Here is a 15,167-nt window from a genome sequence, read left to right as displayed (position 1 = left end):
AGCTTTTCTTAACTGATTGTTGGGTTCCTGGCGCCTCTTCAACGCACGATTCCACCACCCAGGGACGCGCCCTCTTCGGGTGGAGGAGGTGCCGCCTGCGCAGCCTCTCGGGCGTCAGGCGACGGAGGTTGCCCTGCAGAAGGCCCCTGGTAATTGGGCAGCCTTCCACCACGACCACCTCCTGCGGGCACAGGAGGGCCTTTCTCAAGCGCAGCCCTGGTAAGCGACAATTTGCGCTGCACACCATTGCGCTCAAGCTCAATCTCTCGACCTTGCACGCGCAGCAGCTTCCATCCGCCCAAGCTTTGCCCCACCATCAAGCGCTGCTCCTTGCCGTCGTACTGCACGATTGCCCCGGTGACGGTGCCATCAAAGAGCCCTGAGACCTTGGCCATAGCCCATTGATCCGGCTCCGGCGGGGGCTCTTGTTTCTTGGGCGGTGGCGGCGGCGGCGGCGGTGGTGGGGGCCTGCGGCTGAGCGCAAACAGAGGCCTCTCCTGCATCTGGAGCAGCAATTGCTCTTCCTTGCGCGCCTCGGGCGGCAAGGCCTCGACCTGCTTGGGAAGCAGCGCCTGGATATCCACTTTGACAGGCTCGGGCGGTTGCCATTCGCTGTCCTTGATCTGCAGTTGCGGGGTGAACCAGGCCCAAGCCAAGGCACCTCCGAGCAGTACCTGGGCGGATGTCGTGGCCCAGCCCAGCCAGTTGATCTGCTTCACGATGTCTTGCTCCGGAGAATGCTGAAAGTGAATTGCGCACTCAGCCGGGGAGCCGCCTTGGGGTTGGCGTTCTGCAGGCCTGCCTGCAGATTGAACTCGACGTCGTCCAGCCAGACGGTAGGCGAGATGTCACGCAAAGACATGAGCGCCAATTGAATGGCGGGCCACTCACCTTCGGTGGACATGATGACGTCAATACGCTCGTAGGGACCCTCTTCCGGATTGGGGCGGACCTGACTGCTCACGATGGACAAGCCCGCGCGATCCATTGCCGTACGCAGCCTCTGCTGTATGGCATTGCCGGTCTGGGTGGTGTCATTTTCTCCGGGATATATGTGATTGGCCTTGACATCAGCAACGCGCTCCAACGCCTGCTGGATCTCAGCCTCCTGCTGCTGCATGCCCAGCAGCCGGGCATAGCGTGGCTCCAGAGTAGCCAGTTGCTCTTCGGCCCATTGGTGTTTTGCGTACACCCACAGGCCCACCAGAACCAGCGGAAGCAGCAGCAATCCAGCCAACAGGGCCAGGATTGCTCCTTGCCGCCAGGCCAGCCTAGATTTCATTTTTGTCATGCGCCTTCCTTCGGAGCGTTCTGCCCGTCGGGCTCATCCGGCGCTGCTTTGGGCTCTTCCGGCAAGACATTCAAACCAAGGATCGCCGGATCGATCACAGCTTCCAGCGTGAAGCTCTCCTTGCTGGAGCGCGAGGCACGCGTCACGGCGCTGGGCAGGCGCACCTCACGGAAGCCGGGCTCGCGCGACAGCAATCCGACCACCTCGGAGGTATTGTCGCTCAGGCCCTGTACGCTCAATTTCGTGCCTTTGATCTGCACCCGCTGCACTGCAGTGTCGTCGGGCAGCACCCTGGTCAGTGCAGCCATCACCCGCACATGATCGACCTGCTGCTGCTGGCGTGCCAACAGTTCTGAAACGCTTTCCGCCTCCGCCACCAATCCCTGCCGCTTGGCTACTACCTCTGACGTGGACTTGGTCAGCTTGCCGAGCTGGTTGACGGCGTCTAGGGCTCGCAACCTCAGTTGCATCGTCGGCGTGACGGCCAGCCCAAGCGCCAGTACCGCCGCACTGAATAGGCCTGCTCCCAGCCAACGCCGCTGCCTTGCTTCGCTCGCCAACCTGCGCTTCTCGCCAAAGCCAGGCAGCATGATCGATGCGGCACCGGTACTAATCCAGACTTCAGGCTCTACCCCTTGGGACAATCGCGCCTGCTGCTCGCGCAAGTCCTCCGCCACCAAATCACGCGAAGTGATCACGACATCCACCTGCTGTGTAGCGGACGAGTCAGCGCCGGGGCGCACAGCATAAGCCCACAACGTACGGTCTTCCCCAAACGGCGACATCATCTGCACATCAAGCAACACTGCCCCCTGAAGTGCCTTGGGCGACATGGATGGGAGGTGCAAGGTGCGCAACAGCGCATTGTCGGCAGACAGAAGAACGGCCGCATACGCAAGCTCCCTCTGCTCACCTGCCTGCGTGCTCCCATCCCAATACAGGCGATCTGAACGGACCCAGGCAACAGCGCCAGGACCCGCGTCGGCACTCAAAATCTGGATCGGGCTGGCCGGCAAGGTGCGGCGAAGCAACGGCAGCTGCTCCAGATGCCGCAAAGCATCGCGCACCTGGCCACCCAGAAAACCCAGATCAAGGCCGAACAGCTTTGCGTCGGAAGTCAGCAATGACATACGTCCCGCCACCTCATCAAACTTTGTGCCATGTTGAAATTCTTCCTTTCTTGGCAAATGGGACGCTACATGCGCCCCCTCCAGGCCTGGGATGCCGAGAGAATGATCCATGGCAGGCGCCCCGGCCGGCCTCCGCCTTCCAGATCCACCTGACGCACGACCAAGGCATCCCCCGCTCCTTCGAAGGGCACCTTGGCAATGAATGAAAACCGGGGGCTTCCTATACCTTGTTGCGAGGCCATGCCACCCTCTCCAAGCCATAGTCGCAATGGCTCAGGCGCCGCCGCAGGATTGATACCGCCTCGCCCATCGGAATCTGCGACGATGAAGTCGCGGATGCTCGCCAGGATTCCGTAGGTCATGCCGGGCACCTGCAGCAGGTCTTCCGGAGCGTCCCAGGCCGGGCGCAACGGCCGTGTCCCACCCGACACCAGTCGCGCCTGGACGATGGCCTGAGCCAAAGCATCCGCAGCGCCACCATCAAGACCTGCCGCGCGGGAAAGCAGCAGAGATAGAAGGGCTGGCTGAGCATCATTGATGTTGACCAACCCGCTCCAGGGAGTGATGGAAACCTCTATTATCCTGTCCCCCAGCGATACGGGCACGACCGTGTACTCACGAAAATCCAGAGGTTTGAGCACCATGCGTTGCAATAGCTGATAAATAGCGGCCTCCCCTATGGCCCGTCCTTCCGCCATTTGGCGCGCAACTCCTGCCACCGCAGCCTCACGCCGCACTACACCACCTAGACTATTGGCAAAAATTGCCAACGCCGCCACGATCCAAAGCACCAGAACCAGCGCCATGCCACGCCCTCTGCGTGAAGGCCAAACAGCTTTGGAGCCAACGTATCTCACTAGAACGAACCTCCGCCCAGCACGGCACCGCCGGAGCTTTCGGGATTCGAACCCGCCGGAATACGCATGGCAATAATTGTCAAGGGCCATGGCCCGCGATCCGTCTGCACCTCGATCTGTACGGCAGATGGCAGTTCCTTGTCGTTGTCCTTCTCGGGGCCCCATTGCGGCTGCCAATGTGCCACACCCACCCGGGCGTTCTGGTAACGCAAGGCAAAAGCAGTGACGCCACGATCGAGCACATAAGACTGGCTTTGGCCCCAGTCAGGCTCGACATCCTGGCCCTGCCATGGTGCGAAGCGCAGCACCAGCGCATCGCCTTCGACAGACAGTTGAAAATGGGTACGCCCGCCCGCGCCGAAGCGTGCAGGCATGATGCCCAGCCAGCGCATCCCCTGGGGCCCGCCCTGGAAGAACAGCTCGCTTTCCCCCTGCTTGCGAATGCCTGCCATCCGCCTTACACCCGAGGCCTGACCCATGACCGAGCGCAGAAAACCAACGGACACGCGCAGATGGTCCATGCGATCAAGCCGTGCATCGATACGCTCCTGCGTCTGCGATACGGTGGACATCACAGAGGCCAAACCCAGCGTCAGCATGGACAGGAGCACCATGGCCACTAGAAGCTCGACCAGAGTGAAGCCTTCTTGGCGCCCCGTCATCGCGTTACCTCACCGGGCTGCACAGGCCGTTGAGGGCGCAGCGTTTCATAGAGCCAGCTGCGCCCCTCTGCCGTAATGGTGATGCGCAAGGCATGCAACGGCACAGCCCTCTCGGGCAGATCACTAACAGGAAAGGGCGCCGATAGGACTTGCCATGCATAGAGCCCATCCTGCCCGGAGGCCTGCACCCCTGCCGCATCGACCATGGGAAAGGCATCCATCAAAGAGTCCGCCAACAAGGCTGCCCCCTGGGCCTGATCGAGCTTGGCAACGCCACGCGCCGATCCACCTACAGCGCGATAAATCATGGCAACCGAGATTGCCATGATGGTCAGCGCCACCAGCAACTCCAGCAGGGTCATGCCCCGCACCCTGGGGCGGGAACCAGCGCGCCGACGCACTACAGAGCCTCTTTGGTGACCTGGCCGGACAGCCAGTCCACGCGCAGACGCACACCGCCGCCGCTTTGCGCGCGGGCGAGCGAAATGCTGCCGCCCGTGGCGCCGCCTTCAGGCAGAAAGACGATGGTCTGGCTGCCGTCGGGCAGCGCCATTCCGGCTGCGGTGGTCAATTGCACTGTCAAGGTGTCCGGCAATTTGGCAGTCGCCTGCCCGGCAATGCCGTACTGGCGGCTATTGGTATTGACGGCAAACGCCACGGGCATGCCCTGCAGCGTCGCCTGCTGCCGTGCCTTGCGCAGCAGGGCCGTGACGTCCTGCACGGTCTGGCGGTAGGCGACCGCATCCCGCAGCTTGCCCATGGCAGGCGGCACGATGCCGATGATCGCGGCAAGGATGCCGAAGACCACCAGCAACTCGATCAGCGTGAAACCATGGGCGCGCTTCAAGACATATTCCCGGCACGGAGGCAGCGTTGCACTACGGCGTCAGACCAGCAACTTACTTGGTGTTGCGGATATCGGAGGCCTCGCCGTCGCCACCGGGTGTGCCGTCGGAACCCAGCGAGAGGATTTCGAGGTCGCCATTGGCAGCCGGGTAGGTGTAGCGGTAAGGATTGTTCCAGGGATCATTGGGCACGCCGCCCTTGAGGTAGGGGCCCGCCCAGCCGGCAACGCCGGCAGGCTGCTTGACCAGCGCGTCCAGGCCCTGCTGCGAGGTGGGATAGCGGCCCACGTCGAGCTTGTACAGCTCCAGCGCCTTTTCGATGTCGGCGATCTGCACGCCGGCCGTCTTGGTCTTTGCTCCACCCAACTGGTTCAGCACCTTGGGGCCGACCAAGCCTGCCAGCAGGGTCAGGATGGCCAGCACGACCAGCAGTTCGATCAGCGTGAAGCCACGCTTGCGGGCGCGGGAGGACAGTTGCTTTTGCATGCGCATCATCTTCTACATACCTTTCAGTCAATTCAGATTCATCAGACGGCCAGATCGTTGACGGACAGGATTCCGAGCAGGATCGACACGATGATGGAGGCGATAAGGATACCGAGGACCAGGATCAGCGCCGGCTCCAGCATGGTCAGGAGGCGTTTGATCGCGTTTTCGACCTCGCGGTTCAATATGTTGGACAGCTCCAGCATCATGTCGCCCAGGCGGCCGGTTTCTTCGCCGACCCGCACCAGATTCAGGGCCAGGGGCTCGAATTCTCCGGTTTTCTGGGCGGCATGGGCCATGCGATGGCCTTCCTTGACCATGGGACCCATTTTTTCCAGGCGCTCGCGGATGGCGACGTTGGAGACCGTGTCGCTGGCAATGCGCAGTGCGGTCAGCAGCGTGACGCCATTGCCCAGCAGCGTGCCCAGCGAGCGGCTGAACAGGGTGAGCTGGTACTTGCGCACCACGCCACCCAGGCCCGGCAGGCCCAGCAGCCACGATTGCCAGGTCTGGCGCCCGTGCGGACTGCGCATCCAGCGACGCAAGGCCCATCCAACGACAACAGCAACGATCAGCACGACCCAACCATAGCTGCGGAACGTCCTGCCGAGCCCCATCACAAACTGTGTCGGCAGCGGAAGAGCATCACCCATGTCGTTGAAGAGTTGTTCGAACTGAGGAACCACGAAGCCCAACATGGCCACCAGCGAGAGCACGGCCACCGCCAGCAAAATGGCCGGGTAGATCGTGGCCGAGACCACACTGTCACGCAGCGCTCTCTGGCGCCCGATGTGCTCGACCAAGCGATTGAGCACCGCCGACATTTGTCCGCTGGCCTCACCAGAGCGAATCATATTGATGTAGAAATCGCCAAACAAATCGTGGTGCTTGTGCAATGCCTGGCTCAGTGGCATCCCGGCCTTGACGCTCTCAAGCACTGACTGCAGCATGCCCTGCACCTCGATTTTGTGACTCATCTCCACAAGCACTTTGAGTGCGTTGTCCAGCGACAGACCCGCACGCATCATGATGGCCAGCTCCGTGGTCATTGCCTCGATGTCATCGGATTTGATGCGCCCCTTTTTGAGGCGATGGACACTCCCCACCGGCTGCTTGGCCAGCCCCGCAGCCTCCTCGACTTTCACGGGGGACAGGCGGCTCTTGCGCAGATGGACGACCACCTCGGCTACGGTGGCCGCGGCATGGGTACCCTTGACCATTTGCCCCCTGCTGTCGAAGGCCTCCCAGCTGTAATCAGGCATCGCTCTGGTCCTGGGTCACGCGCAGCACTTCGTCCAGCGTGGTGGCGCCCGAGGCCACCTTGCGCAGGCCGTCGTCGTAGAGGCTCAGCATGCCGCTCTTGGCCGCCATGGCATGCAGGGCGTTGGCGTCCTGGCCTTCGATGATGGCGCGGCGCAGCGGCTCGTCGATGACCATGAGTTCATGGATGCCGGTACGGCCCTTGTAGCCCGTGCCCCGGCAATGCTCGCAGCCGACGGCGCGGTAGATGGGCGAGCCCTCGCGCAAAAAACGCTTGAGGCCGCTGCCCTCGACGGCGGCGGCCGGCAGCGTGTCGGGCTGCTTGCAATGCGAGCACAGCGTGCGCACCAGGCGCTGGGCCAGCACGCCGTTGACCGAGGACGTGATCAGGTAGCTCTCCACCCCCATGTCGCGCATGCGGGTGACGGCGCCTGCGGCCGTGTTGGTGTGCAGCGTGGACAGCACCAGGTGGCCTGTCAGCGCGGACTGCACGGCGATCTGCGCGGTTTCTCCGTCACGCATTTCGCCGATCATGATGATGTCCGGGTCCTGGCGCAGGATGGAGCGCAGGGCGTTGGCAAAGGTGAGGTCGATCTGCGGATGGACCTGGATCTGGTTGATGCCGTCGAGCTGGTATTCGACCGGGTCCTCGACGGTGATGATCTTGTTGGAAACCGCGTCGATCTTGGACAGGGCCGCGTACAGCGTGGTGGTCTTGCCCGAGCCCGTGGGCCCAGTGACCAGCACGATGCCGTGCGGCTTGGCCAGCAAGGTGTTGAAGCGCTCCAGCGTATCGACCTCGAAGCCCATGCTTTCCAGGCGCAGGCGCACGTTGGCGCGGTCCAGCACCCGCATGACGATGCTCTCGCCATGCACCGTGGGCGCGGTGGAGACACGCAGGTCCAGTTCGCGGCCCTTGGCGCGGGTCTTGATGCGGCCGTCCTGCGGCAGGCGCCGCTCGGCAATGTCCAGATGGGCCAGCAGCTTGACGCGCGAGCCCACGGCTGCGCTCAGCCGGGGCGGCACGAGTTCGGCCGCATGGATCACGCCGTCCATGCGGTAGCGCACCTGCAGGCCGGCTTCGAAGGGCTCAAGGTGGATGTCGGAGGCGTGCAGCTCGATGGCGCGGGAAATGATGCCCGTGACCAGGCGGATGACCGGCGCCTCGCTGGCCAGGTCCTTCAGGTGCTCGACGAAGTCGCCACCCGTGGCGTCCGACTCCCAGTCCTGGCCTTCTTCGCCTTCGGGTTCCTGGCCGGCTTCGGACAGGGCCTTGCGGATGTCGGCTTCCAGCGCCAGCACGGGCTTGATCTGCAGACCCGTGGCCAGGCGCAGCGCCTTGGTGATGAAGGGATCCTGCGGCACGGACATGGCCACTTCGAGCACGCCGTCCTGCAGCGAAATGGGGCAAACGCACTGCGCATCCAGAAAGCTGGCCAGCAGGCCCGGCACATCGGGCAGCAGGTCAGGAAACTCTTCCGCGCGCAGCCAGCGCATGTGCAGCTGCTCGGACAGCGCCTGGGCCACGTCGGCTTCCGCCACCACGCCCAGCTGGACCAGCACCTGGCCCAGGTAGCCGCCCAGCTCCTGCTGCGCCTGCAGGGCGTTTTGCAGATCGCGCTCGTTCAGCTTGCCGGCGGAAAGCAGGCGTTCGCCCAGCCGCCCCTTGATCGGGGCTTCGACACCGGCAATCGGTTCCATGACGTGATTGGTGGAAGACATTGCCGCGGATTATCCACTGTCGCCGCATCCCCCGCGAAAGGCTTCGGATGCGAGGTCCACGGCCGCCCCTGCACCCGGCACCAGCGCTGTCATCAACTGTTACGCAACGGATATAACGGCGCGATGCTGCGCCGCACGATCGAAGTGGCTTCAGGCCGCTTTGACCGCGTCGGCAGGCAGGCCGCTGGCATCGCCCCAGCGGCGCTGCGCCATGACCAGCAGGCCTTCGAAGATGAGGTTGTCCACCAGCTCGAAGGGCCGCGTCATGCTGGGCACCATCTTCCAGCCTGCACCGCCGGCCATGACGCAGGCAGGCTCCATGCTGCAGTGCATGTACAGATGCTGGTACATGCGCTCCACGGCCCCGGCGATGGCGTAGGTGCCGCCACTGGTCAGCGCGTCGCTGGTGTTGGTGGGGAATGGCGTGACTGCACCCGTGGGCACGTGCAGGCCGGCCGTGCCGCTTTCCAGGGCGCGCAGCATGATGCCGTGCCCCGGCAGGATCAGACCGCCCATGAAGTGGCCGTGCTGGTCCAGCGCATCTACGGTGACGGCGGTGCCGATCATGACCACGATCAGGGGCCGCTCTGGCCCGCGCTGCAGGATGTGCTGGCGCGCGCCGATCATGGCCACCCAGCGGTCCGCCCCCAGGCGCGAGGGGAAGTCGTAGCCATTGGTGACTCCGGCCTCGGCCGCGCCGGGCACGGCCCACTGCGGCTCGAAATCCCATCCCAGCATCATGTCGATCTGGTCGTGCACGCGCCGGCGCGCCGTGTCGCCGGCCACCACGCAGCCCAGCATGCGCGTAGGCGTGGGCAGGTCGCTCCACGGCCCTTCGGCCAGGTGCTCGATGTGCTCCAGGAACTCCGCGCCGTGCGCCAGCAAAGCGGCGCCAGGCCGATGCGCGTCGTACATCGCCCATTTCAAGCGGGTGTTGCCGATGTCTATGGCCAAAAAAGTCATGGGCGCGATTATCGGAGTTTTCCGGAGGATAGCGTCAGCCATGGACGACAACTGAGTGAGGACGTGAACGCAAGAATGGCGCAAATGTCAAAAATCCGGGAGCGCTCCTGCCCGGCAGCGCGCGCTGCCACTGTTAGGCGTTACATTGGCCTTTCCGTTTTTCCACCCACCAACAGGAGTCACCCATGGGACTTTTCAGTTTCATCAAGGAAGCCGGCGAAAAGCTGTTCGGCGGCAGCGCCGCACAGGCAGCCGAGCCTGCGCAAGACCTGAATGCCAAGGCTGCCAAGGCCATCGAGACCTATATCGGCACGCAGAACCTGGGCGTCAGCGACGTGAAGGTGCAGTTCGATGGCTCGCAGGGCAAGGTCACGGTGCTGGGCACGGCCCCCACCCAGGCGGTCAAGGAAAAGGTGACGCTGTGCTGCGGCAACGTCTCCAGCGTGCAGTCGGTGGACAACCAGATGACGGTGACCAACCCCGAGCCCGAAGCCCAGTACCACGACGTGGTGCGCGGCGACACGCTGTCGGCCATCGCCAAGAAGTTCTATGGCGATGCCAACAAGTACCCCGTGATCTTCGAGGCCAACAAGCCCATGCTGAGCCACCCAGACAAGATCTACCCCGGCCAGAAGCTGCGCATTCCGGCAATCTAAGCCCCCCCTGAGCGGCGTCGCCGCTTCCCCCTGAGGGGGACGACACCCTCGCGGCGGGGCGGCCCTTGCTCGGTGTCTCTGACCTGGCTCATGCCAGTTCTGGATGCCGCGAATTAGACCTACCCCGCTCCGAGAAAGGCCGCAATAGCGGCCTTTCTCAAGGAAAGATTCAGTATTTACCGCTCAACAGCGCACCGAATCCCGGAACGGCTGTAGGCAAGCCCAGGCGCTTGAGCATCATGAACGTCGTGGCCACCGAGGAAGACAGTACCGGCAGGCCCACGCGGTCCTCGATGGGCTGCACCGAGGCCAGCGAGGGCATCTGCACGCAGGCCGAGGCGATGACCGCATCGGCATTGGCCGTGTTCAGGCGCCGCGTGATCTCGATGGGTGCGCGCGCATCCTGCGCACCCACCTGCAGGTTGTCGGCAATCTCCAGCGAGATGCTGTCCACCACTTCGATGCCCTCGTTCTCTATGTAGTCGATGACCAGCTGCGTCAGCGGCTTCATGTAGGGCGCCAGCAGCGCCACCTTCTTCGCGCCGATGGCGTGCAGGCCATCGACCAGGGCACCGGCGCTGGTGACCACGGGCGCGGGGCCGCCGTTGTCCACGGTGCGCTGGTGCAGGCGCGCTTCCGAGACACGGTGGTAGCCGCGCCCCATGCTCATGATGGCCACCAGGCAGGCATAGCCGAGCACATCGACACGCGCATCCGACAGTTCCAGCGCGCAGCGGTCGCTGTCGCCGTCCATGGCGGCCAGTTCCTCCTTGGTCACATGCTTCATGCGCATGCGGCTGGAGTGGAAGGTGAAACGCTCGGGCGCCAGCGCCTCGCGGGCGCGCAGGATGGCGGGGATCTCGGTCTCCATCGTGGTGTTGGAGCTGGGCACGATCTGCCCGATGCGGAAATGGGTTTTGGCTGTCATGTCAATCCATCGTGATGTGGTTGGCCTTGATGACCTTGCCCCAGTGGTCCGTCTCCCGCTGGACCAGGGCGCCCAGCGCCTGCGGGCCGAGGAATCGCGGCTCCACGCCCTGCAGGGCCGCGCGCTTTTGCACGTCGGGCGACTCCAGGGAGGTCTTGAGCGCGTCCGACAGCCTGGCGATGGCCTCGGGCGGCGTGCCCGCAGGTGCGAACAGGCCGACCCAGGCTTCCAGTTCGAAGCCCGGCAGGCCCGCTTCGGCCGTGGTGGGCACATCGGGCAGCATGGGATGGCGCGTCTTGCTGGTCACGGCCAGGGCCCTGAGCTTGCCCGTCTGCACATGGCCCAGCACTGAAGGCGGCGTGGTGATGAACATCTGCACCTGGCCGCCCAGCACGTCCTGGATGGCAGGGCCGGACCCCTTGTAGGGCACATGCGTGATCTGGGTCTGGGTCACCTGGGCGAACACGGCCGTGCCCACATGGGACAGCGAGCCATTGCCCTGCGACGCGTAATTGACCTTGCCCGGGTTCTTGCGCAGATAGGCAATGAACTCCTGCAGATTGTTCGCCGGCACCGAAGGATGAACGGCGATCACATTGGTGGCGGCCACGATCAGCCCCACGGGCGCCAGCTCGGACTGCGCCCAGGGCAGCTTGGGGAACAGTGCCGGATTGCCCACGTGGTAGGCCGAATACGAGGCCAGCAGCGTGTATCCGTCCTTGGGCGACCGGGCCACCATCTGGTAGGCGATGTTGCCGCTGGCGCCGCCCCGGTTGTCCACCACCACCGACTGCCCCAGCAGGCGCGACAGCGGGTCGGACGCCAGGCGTGCAGCCGTGTCCACCACGCCGCCGGGCGGATTGGGGACCACGAGGGTGATGGACTTGGTTGGAAAGGCCTGGGCCTGGACGGTTCCTGCGCCCAGCAGGGCGGCCGCTGCCAGGCCGGCGGCCTGCAGCACAATGCGTCGATTCATGCTTGTCTCCATGTTCTCTTTGTACCGGCGCATTCTTGCGGGCCTGCGCACGGCCGAACAGCCGTATCTCGTTGATCCATCCTTCGTCTGCGGTGGAGGATGGGAATGATCAACCTGCACCGATTCGATCTGCTGACGCTGCGCCTGTATGTGGCCGTGGTCGATGCCGGCAGCCTGACGGCCGGCTCGCGCACGCTGGGGCTGTCATTGGCGGCCGCCAGCAAACGCGTAGCCGAGCTGGAACAGCACTGCGGCGTGACCCTGCTGGTGCGCAGCAAGCGCGGCGTCACGCCCACGCCCGCCGGTCAGAGCATGTACCACCATGCCGTGGACGTGGTGGCCCGGCTGGAACATCTGGCCCTGGCCATGGACGACTTTCGCAGCGGCGCCACGGGCCAGTTGCGCCTGTGGGCCAACAACTCGGCGTTCGCAGGCTTTCTGCCCCGGCTGCTGGCCGACTTCATGGCGGCCCACCCGGGTGTGTCGGTGGACCTGGAAGACGCGCTGAGCGAGGAGTCCGTGCGCGCCGTGCTCAGCGGCGTAGCCGAGCTGGCCATCATCGGGGAGAACACGCCCCTGGAAGGACTGAGCACCCAGGTCTGCGATGTGGACGAGCTGGTGCTGGTCATGCCGCGCGGCCATGCGCTGGACACGGACGACGACTCCCCCGTGCCCCTGGCCACCGTGCTGGACCACGACTTCGTGAGCCTGGCCCGCTCCACCTCGCTGATGCGGCGCATTGCGGCCGAGGCCGAATCCATCAACCGGCCTGTGCGGATCCGCATCCAGGTGCGCAGCTTTGATGCCATGTGCCACATGGTCTCGGTGGGTCTGGGGCTCGCCATCCTGCCGCGCGCCGCCACCGCGCCGCACCTGGCAGCGCGGGCACTGCGGCTGCGCCCGCTGGGGGCGCTCAACACCCGGCGCCGGCTGCTGCTGGCCATGCGCTCGCAGGCCACGCTGTCAGGACCGGCCCAGGCCCTGGTGGACATGGTGGCTGCCCGGGCGGCGGCGTTGGGATTCGCGGAGCCGCCGCTCTGAACGACGCCAGGTCGGCGCCGGCTTACTGGCGCCAGGGCAGGCCGCGCAGGCGCCAGCCGCCGACATGGCCGCGCTGGCCGTTGGCGTCCACATCGCCCTCGAAGCCTTCGAGGATGTTGTAGGCCTCGATGCCCAGTTGCGCCGCGCGCTGGGCAGCGGCCACCGAGCGCACTCCGCTGCGGCACAGCAGGACCACCTTGCCGCCTTCAGGCACGGCGGCGCGCAGCTGGCTGTCGAAATCGGGGTTCATCGCCATGGACGGCCACTGCTTCCAGGCCACTGCCACGGCACCCGGTACGCGGCCCACCCAGTCGCGCTCGGCATCGGTGCGCACATCGACGAGCACGGCTTCGCCGGATTGCTGCCATTGCCAGGCGAGTTCGGGAGGAATGTCGCCGGCATAGCCCTGTGCGGGCTGGACGGTCAGGGGAATGGCTGCGGGAACGGGAGCGCTTGCGGACATGGATTGGCTTTCTTGATAGGACGCGGTTGTGTGCCCGGCAAGAATAACCGTCCAGCCCGACTGGCGCCGGCTCGCCGGTGCCCGAATCGCCTATTCCCAGGGAGGCAGCAGCCTGTCACGCAGCACCTGGCGCTGCGCCTCCCAGCCCGGCATCACGCTGGCCACCGTGGCCCAGAAGCGCGGGCTGTGGTCCATGTACCGCAGGTGGGACAGCTCGTGCACGACCACGTAGTCGATGACCTCGGGCGAGTGCTGCATGAGCCGCCAGTTCAGCCGTATGGCGCCAGCCGAGTTGGCACTGCCCCAGCGCGTGCTTGCGCTGGTCAGTCTCAGGCTGGTCCACTGCACGCCCAGGAGCGGCGCGTGGCGCTGCAGGCTGGCCGTGAACCAGGAGCGCGCCTCGCGCAGCATCCAGGCCTGCACGCAGGCGCGCACCTCGGCGGCCGATGCCCCGGGCGCCAGCGGCAGGTGCAGGGACTGGCTGCCGTCGGCCGCCTGTTCACGGTGTACCTGGCGCGTGCGCAGCGGCTGGGTTTCGCCGCCGGTCAGGCACAGCTGCAAGGGGCGGCCCAGATAGCCGATCTCTGCGCCGTGCTCCCAGCGGATGCGTGCCGCCTGCTGGGCTTGCTGGCGCTGGCCGGCCTCATGCAGCTTGCGCAGTATCCAGCCCGATTTCGCCTCCAGCGCCTGCGCGATGGCAGCCATGTTGACCCAGGCAGGTGCGCTGACCACCAGCCCCTGCGCGCCGATGGTGAAGCCTATGGTGCGCCGGCGCGAGCGCTGCAGCCGGTAATGCAGCACCTGCCCCTGGAGGACCGCCTGCTGGTTGGCCTCCGGGTGGATGCGGGGACTGGGCTCGGGGATGGCGGATGGAGATGGGAGAGATGGAGGAGAAGGAAGAAGAGGCGCGGACGAAGGCTGAACGGGGGGAGCGGCCCTGTCACGGCGCGGCTTCAGCCCGCCGTCCTGCGTTTGCACGGCAGGTGGCAGCAGCCAATCCCAACTGCGCTGTGCCGGGTCCGCCATGCCGCTCTCCGGCGCCTCAGGCGCGGTAGGCCTCGGGGTCGAGGCGCTGCATTTCGGCCTCAATCCAGTTTTCGACTTCCACCATCAGCTCCTCGTGCTTGCGGCCCACGGAAGGAATGGGCTTGCCGATGGAGACATCCACCACGCCCGGCGTCTTGATGAAGGCCTTGCGCGGCCAGCACTTGGCCGAGGTGACGGCCACGGGCACGACGGGCACGCCGGTCATGATGGCCAGACGCGTGGCGCCGGTCTTGTACTCGCCCCTTTGGCCGCGCGGGATGCGCGTGCCTTCGGGAAACATGATCACCCAGGTTCCCTGACCCAACAGGCGCTTGCCCTGCTCGACCACCTTGTGGAAGGCGCGCGAGCCGTGCTTGCGGTCGATGTGGATCATGTCCATGCTGCCGATGGACCAGCCGAAGAAGGGCACCATGAGCAGCTCCTTCTTGAACACATAGGCCAACGGGCGCGGCATGATCGCCGGCATGAGGAAGGTCTCGTAGGTGGACTGGTGCTTGACCAGCAGCACCACGCCCTGCTTGGGGTCGGTGGGCAGGTTCTCCATGCCCTGCACGCGGTGGCGCACGCCCATGATGACGCGGGCGCTGTCCACCGACAGCTTGAGCCAGGCACGTGCCACGGCATAGACGCGACGCGGCCCACCACCCAGCCAGCGCGTGAGCAGCACGGCCAGGGTGTAGGGGATCACGGTGATGCCCATCCAGAGCATGTGGAGGGTGGAGCGGATCAGGGACATGGCGGCAGTGTGGTGCAGAAAGCGGCGCAGCGGCCGGGCGGCAGGCCCGGGCCTTGCGCCCTCAGGAATCGGAATTCACAAAGATAGCATTGTGCGCAGGACGG

General features: G+C 65.1%; 18 protein-coding genes. 2 read left to right on the top strand and 16 right to left on the bottom strand.

Annotated features, from left to right (window positions below; all coding sequences use genetic code 11):
* Positions 1 to 38 precede the first annotated feature (38 nt).
* The 11 genes from BW39_RS31620 to BW39_RS03600 form a co-directional block, all read right to left on the bottom strand.
* Positions 39 to 719 (bottom strand): hypothetical protein, encoded by a 681-nt coding sequence (locus tag BW39_RS31620; RefSeq protein WP_200871499.1) that lies wholly within the window; start codon positions 717 to 719, stop codon positions 39 to 41.
* The gene (gene gspM / locus BW39_RS03645) at positions 716 to 1,291 is read right to left on the bottom strand and encodes a type II secretion system protein GspM (RefSeq protein WP_152547181.1); all 576 of its coding nucleotides are present in this window, start codon (positions 1,289 to 1,291) and stop codon (positions 716 to 718) included. Before gspM ends, BW39_RS31620 begins: the two co-directional genes overlap by 4 nt.
* Positions 1,288 to 2,532 (bottom strand): PilN domain-containing protein, encoded by a 1,245-nt coding sequence (locus BW39_RS03640; protein ID WP_081816119.1) that lies wholly within the window; start codon positions 2,530 to 2,532, stop codon positions 1,288 to 1,290. Before BW39_RS03640 ends, gspM begins: the two co-directional genes overlap by 4 nt.
* Positions 2,487 to 3,227, bottom strand: a complete 741-nt coding sequence (locus BW39_RS03635; RefSeq protein ID WP_052155269.1) for a hypothetical protein — start codon at positions 3,225 to 3,227, stop codon at positions 2,487 to 2,489. Before BW39_RS03635 ends, BW39_RS03640 begins: the two co-directional genes overlap by 46 nt.
* 50 nt (positions 3,228 to 3,277) lie before the next feature.
* Positions 3,278 to 3,940 (bottom strand): prepilin-type N-terminal cleavage/methylation domain-containing protein, encoded by a 663-nt coding sequence (locus BW39_RS03630; RefSeq protein WP_043819869.1) that lies wholly within the window; start codon positions 3,938 to 3,940, stop codon positions 3,278 to 3,280.
* Positions 3,937 to 4,341 carry a type II secretion system protein gene (locus BW39_RS03625; protein WP_268749020.1) on the bottom strand — a complete coding sequence of 135 codons (405 nt, stop codon included), beginning with the start codon at positions 4,339 to 4,341 and terminating at the stop codon, positions 3,937 to 3,939. The genes BW39_RS03630 and BW39_RS03625 overlap by 4 nt, the downstream gene beginning before the upstream one ends.
* Positions 4,341 to 4,787: a GspH/FimT family pseudopilin gene (locus BW39_RS03620; protein WP_043819865.1), complete on the bottom strand. Its 447-nt coding sequence runs from the start codon at positions 4,785 to 4,787 to the stop codon at positions 4,341 to 4,343. The genes BW39_RS03625 and BW39_RS03620 overlap by 1 nt, the downstream gene beginning before the upstream one ends.
* 52 nt (positions 4,788 to 4,839) lie before the next feature.
* Positions 4,840 to 5,280 carry a type II secretion system major pseudopilin GspG gene (gene gspG / locus BW39_RS03615; protein WP_043819862.1) on the bottom strand — a complete coding sequence of 147 codons (441 nt, stop codon included), beginning with the start codon at positions 5,278 to 5,280 and terminating at the stop codon, positions 4,840 to 4,842.
* 32 nt (positions 5,281 to 5,312) lie between these two features.
* Positions 5,313 to 6,533, bottom strand: coding sequence for a type II secretion system F family protein (locus BW39_RS03610; protein ID WP_043819860.1), 1,221 nt, complete (start codon positions 6,531 to 6,533; stop codon positions 5,313 to 5,315).
* Entirely contained in the window at positions 6,526 to 8,232 is a 1,707-nt protein-coding gene (gene gspE, locus BW39_RS03605) for a type II secretion system ATPase GspE (RefSeq protein WP_043819858.1), read from the bottom strand. Before gspE ends, BW39_RS03610 begins: the two co-directional genes overlap by 8 nt.
* Positions 8,233 to 8,403: 171 nt before the next feature.
* Positions 8,404 to 9,216, bottom strand: coding sequence for a type III pantothenate kinase (locus BW39_RS03600; RefSeq protein WP_034390266.1), 813 nt, complete (start codon positions 9,214 to 9,216; stop codon positions 8,404 to 8,406).
* Between the two features lie 185 nt (positions 9,217 to 9,401).
* On the opposite strand from BW39_RS03600, the gene lysM reads away from it, so the two are divergent.
* On the top strand, positions 9,402 to 9,872 hold the full coding sequence (gene lysM, locus BW39_RS03595) for a peptidoglycan-binding protein LysM (protein WP_012203227.1): 471 nt from the start codon (positions 9,402 to 9,404) through the stop codon (positions 9,870 to 9,872).
* Positions 9,873 to 10,041: 169 nt separating this feature from the next.
* Here the strand turns inward: lysM and BW39_RS03590 are convergent, their stop codons facing one another.
* Together BW39_RS03590 and BW39_RS03585 are read right to left on the bottom strand one after the other, a co-directional pair.
* On the bottom strand, positions 10,042 to 10,800 hold the full coding sequence (locus tag BW39_RS03590) for a maleate cis-trans isomerase family protein (RefSeq protein WP_012203226.1): 759 nt from the start codon (positions 10,798 to 10,800) through the stop codon (positions 10,042 to 10,044).
* 1 nt (position 10,801) lies between these two features.
* Positions 10,802 to 11,776 carry a Bug family tripartite tricarboxylate transporter substrate binding protein gene (locus tag BW39_RS03585; protein ID WP_013804238.1) on the bottom strand — a complete coding sequence of 325 codons (975 nt, stop codon included), beginning with the start codon at positions 11,774 to 11,776 and terminating at the stop codon, positions 10,802 to 10,804.
* A gap of 105 nt (positions 11,777 to 11,881) precedes the next feature.
* Between BW39_RS03585 and BW39_RS03580 the strand changes: the two genes are divergently transcribed.
* The gene (locus tag BW39_RS03580) at positions 11,882 to 12,817 is read left to right on the top strand and encodes a LysR family transcriptional regulator (protein ID WP_043819856.1); all 936 of its coding nucleotides are present in this window, start codon (positions 11,882 to 11,884) and stop codon (positions 12,815 to 12,817) included.
* 22 nt (positions 12,818 to 12,839) lie between these two features.
* Here the strand turns inward: BW39_RS03580 and BW39_RS03575 are convergent, their stop codons facing one another.
* From BW39_RS03575 to BW39_RS03565, 3 genes are all read right to left on the bottom strand, one after another.
* Complete coding sequence (locus BW39_RS03575) at positions 12,840 to 13,280, bottom strand: rhodanese-like domain-containing protein (RefSeq protein ID WP_043819854.1); 441 nt, start codon at positions 13,278 to 13,280, stop codon at positions 12,840 to 12,842.
* A 90-nt stretch (positions 13,281 to 13,370) separates the two neighbouring features.
* A complete protein-coding gene (locus BW39_RS03570; protein WP_043819853.1) occupies positions 13,371 to 14,306 on the bottom strand; it encodes a M48 family metallopeptidase in 936 nt (311 codons plus the stop codon).
* Between the two features lie 16 nt (positions 14,307 to 14,322).
* A complete protein-coding gene (locus BW39_RS03565) occupies positions 14,323 to 15,063 on the bottom strand; it encodes a lysophospholipid acyltransferase family protein (protein WP_013804242.1) in 741 nt (246 codons plus the stop codon).
* Between the last annotated feature and the right edge of the window lie 104 nt (positions 15,064 to 15,167).

Source organism: Delftia sp. RIT313 (assembly GCF_000632165.1).
GTDB classification, from domain to species: Bacteria; Pseudomonadota; Gammaproteobacteria; order Burkholderiales; family Burkholderiaceae_C; genus Comamonas; species Comamonas acidovorans.
This window is presented reverse-complemented; position numbering and strand designations above follow the sequence as displayed.

Bases quoted from the DNA above. Each gene is read 5' to 3' on its own strand.
- gspM (WP_152547181.1), bottom strand. From the start codon at position 1,291: ATGACAAAAATGAAATCTAGGCTGGCCTGGCGGCAAGGAGCAATCCTG.
- BW39_RS03640 (WP_081816119.1), bottom strand. From the start codon at position 2,532: ATGGATCATTCTCTCGGCATCCCAGGCCTGGAGGGGGCGCATGTAGCG.
- BW39_RS03635 (WP_052155269.1), bottom strand. From the start codon at position 3,227: ATGGCGCTGGTTCTGGTGCTTTGGATCGTGGCGGCGTTGGCAATTTTT.
- BW39_RS03630 (WP_043819869.1), bottom strand. From the start codon at position 3,940: ATGACGGGGCGCCAAGAAGGCTTCACTCTGGTCGAGCTTCTAGTGGCC.
- gspG (WP_043819862.1), bottom strand. From the start codon at position 5,280: ATGATGCGCATGCAAAAGCAACTGTCCTCCCGCGCCCGCAAGCGTGGC.
- BW39_RS03610 (WP_043819860.1), bottom strand. From the start codon at position 6,533: ATGCCTGATTACAGCTGGGAGGCCTTCGACAGCAGGGGGCAAATGGTC.
- gspE (WP_043819858.1), bottom strand. From the start codon at position 8,232: ATGGAACCGATTGCCGGTGTCGAAGCCCCGATCAAGGGGCGGCTGGGC.
- BW39_RS03600 (WP_034390266.1), bottom strand. From the start codon at position 9,216: ATGACTTTTTTGGCCATAGACATCGGCAACACCCGCTTGAAATGGGCG.
- lysM (WP_012203227.1), top strand. From the start codon at position 9,402: ATGGGACTTTTCAGTTTCATCAAGGAAGCCGGCGAAAAGCTGTTCGGC.
- BW39_RS03590 (WP_012203226.1), bottom strand. From the start codon at position 10,800: ATGACAGCCAAAACCCATTTCCGCATCGGGCAGATCGTGCCCAGCTCC.
- BW39_RS03585 (WP_013804238.1), bottom strand. From the start codon at position 11,776: ATGAATCGACGCATTGTGCTGCAGGCCGCCGGCCTGGCAGCGGCCGCC.
- BW39_RS03580 (WP_043819856.1), top strand. From the start codon at position 11,882: ATGATCAACCTGCACCGATTCGATCTGCTGACGCTGCGCCTGTATGTG.
- BW39_RS03575 (WP_043819854.1), bottom strand. From the start codon at position 13,280: ATGTCCGCAAGCGCTCCCGTTCCCGCAGCCATTCCCCTGACCGTCCAG.
- BW39_RS03570 (WP_043819853.1), bottom strand. From the start codon at position 14,306: ATGGCGGACCCGGCACAGCGCAGTTGGGATTGGCTGCTGCCACCTGCC.
- BW39_RS03565 (WP_013804242.1), bottom strand. From the start codon at position 15,063: ATGTCCCTGATCCGCTCCACCCTCCACATGCTCTGGATGGGCATCACC.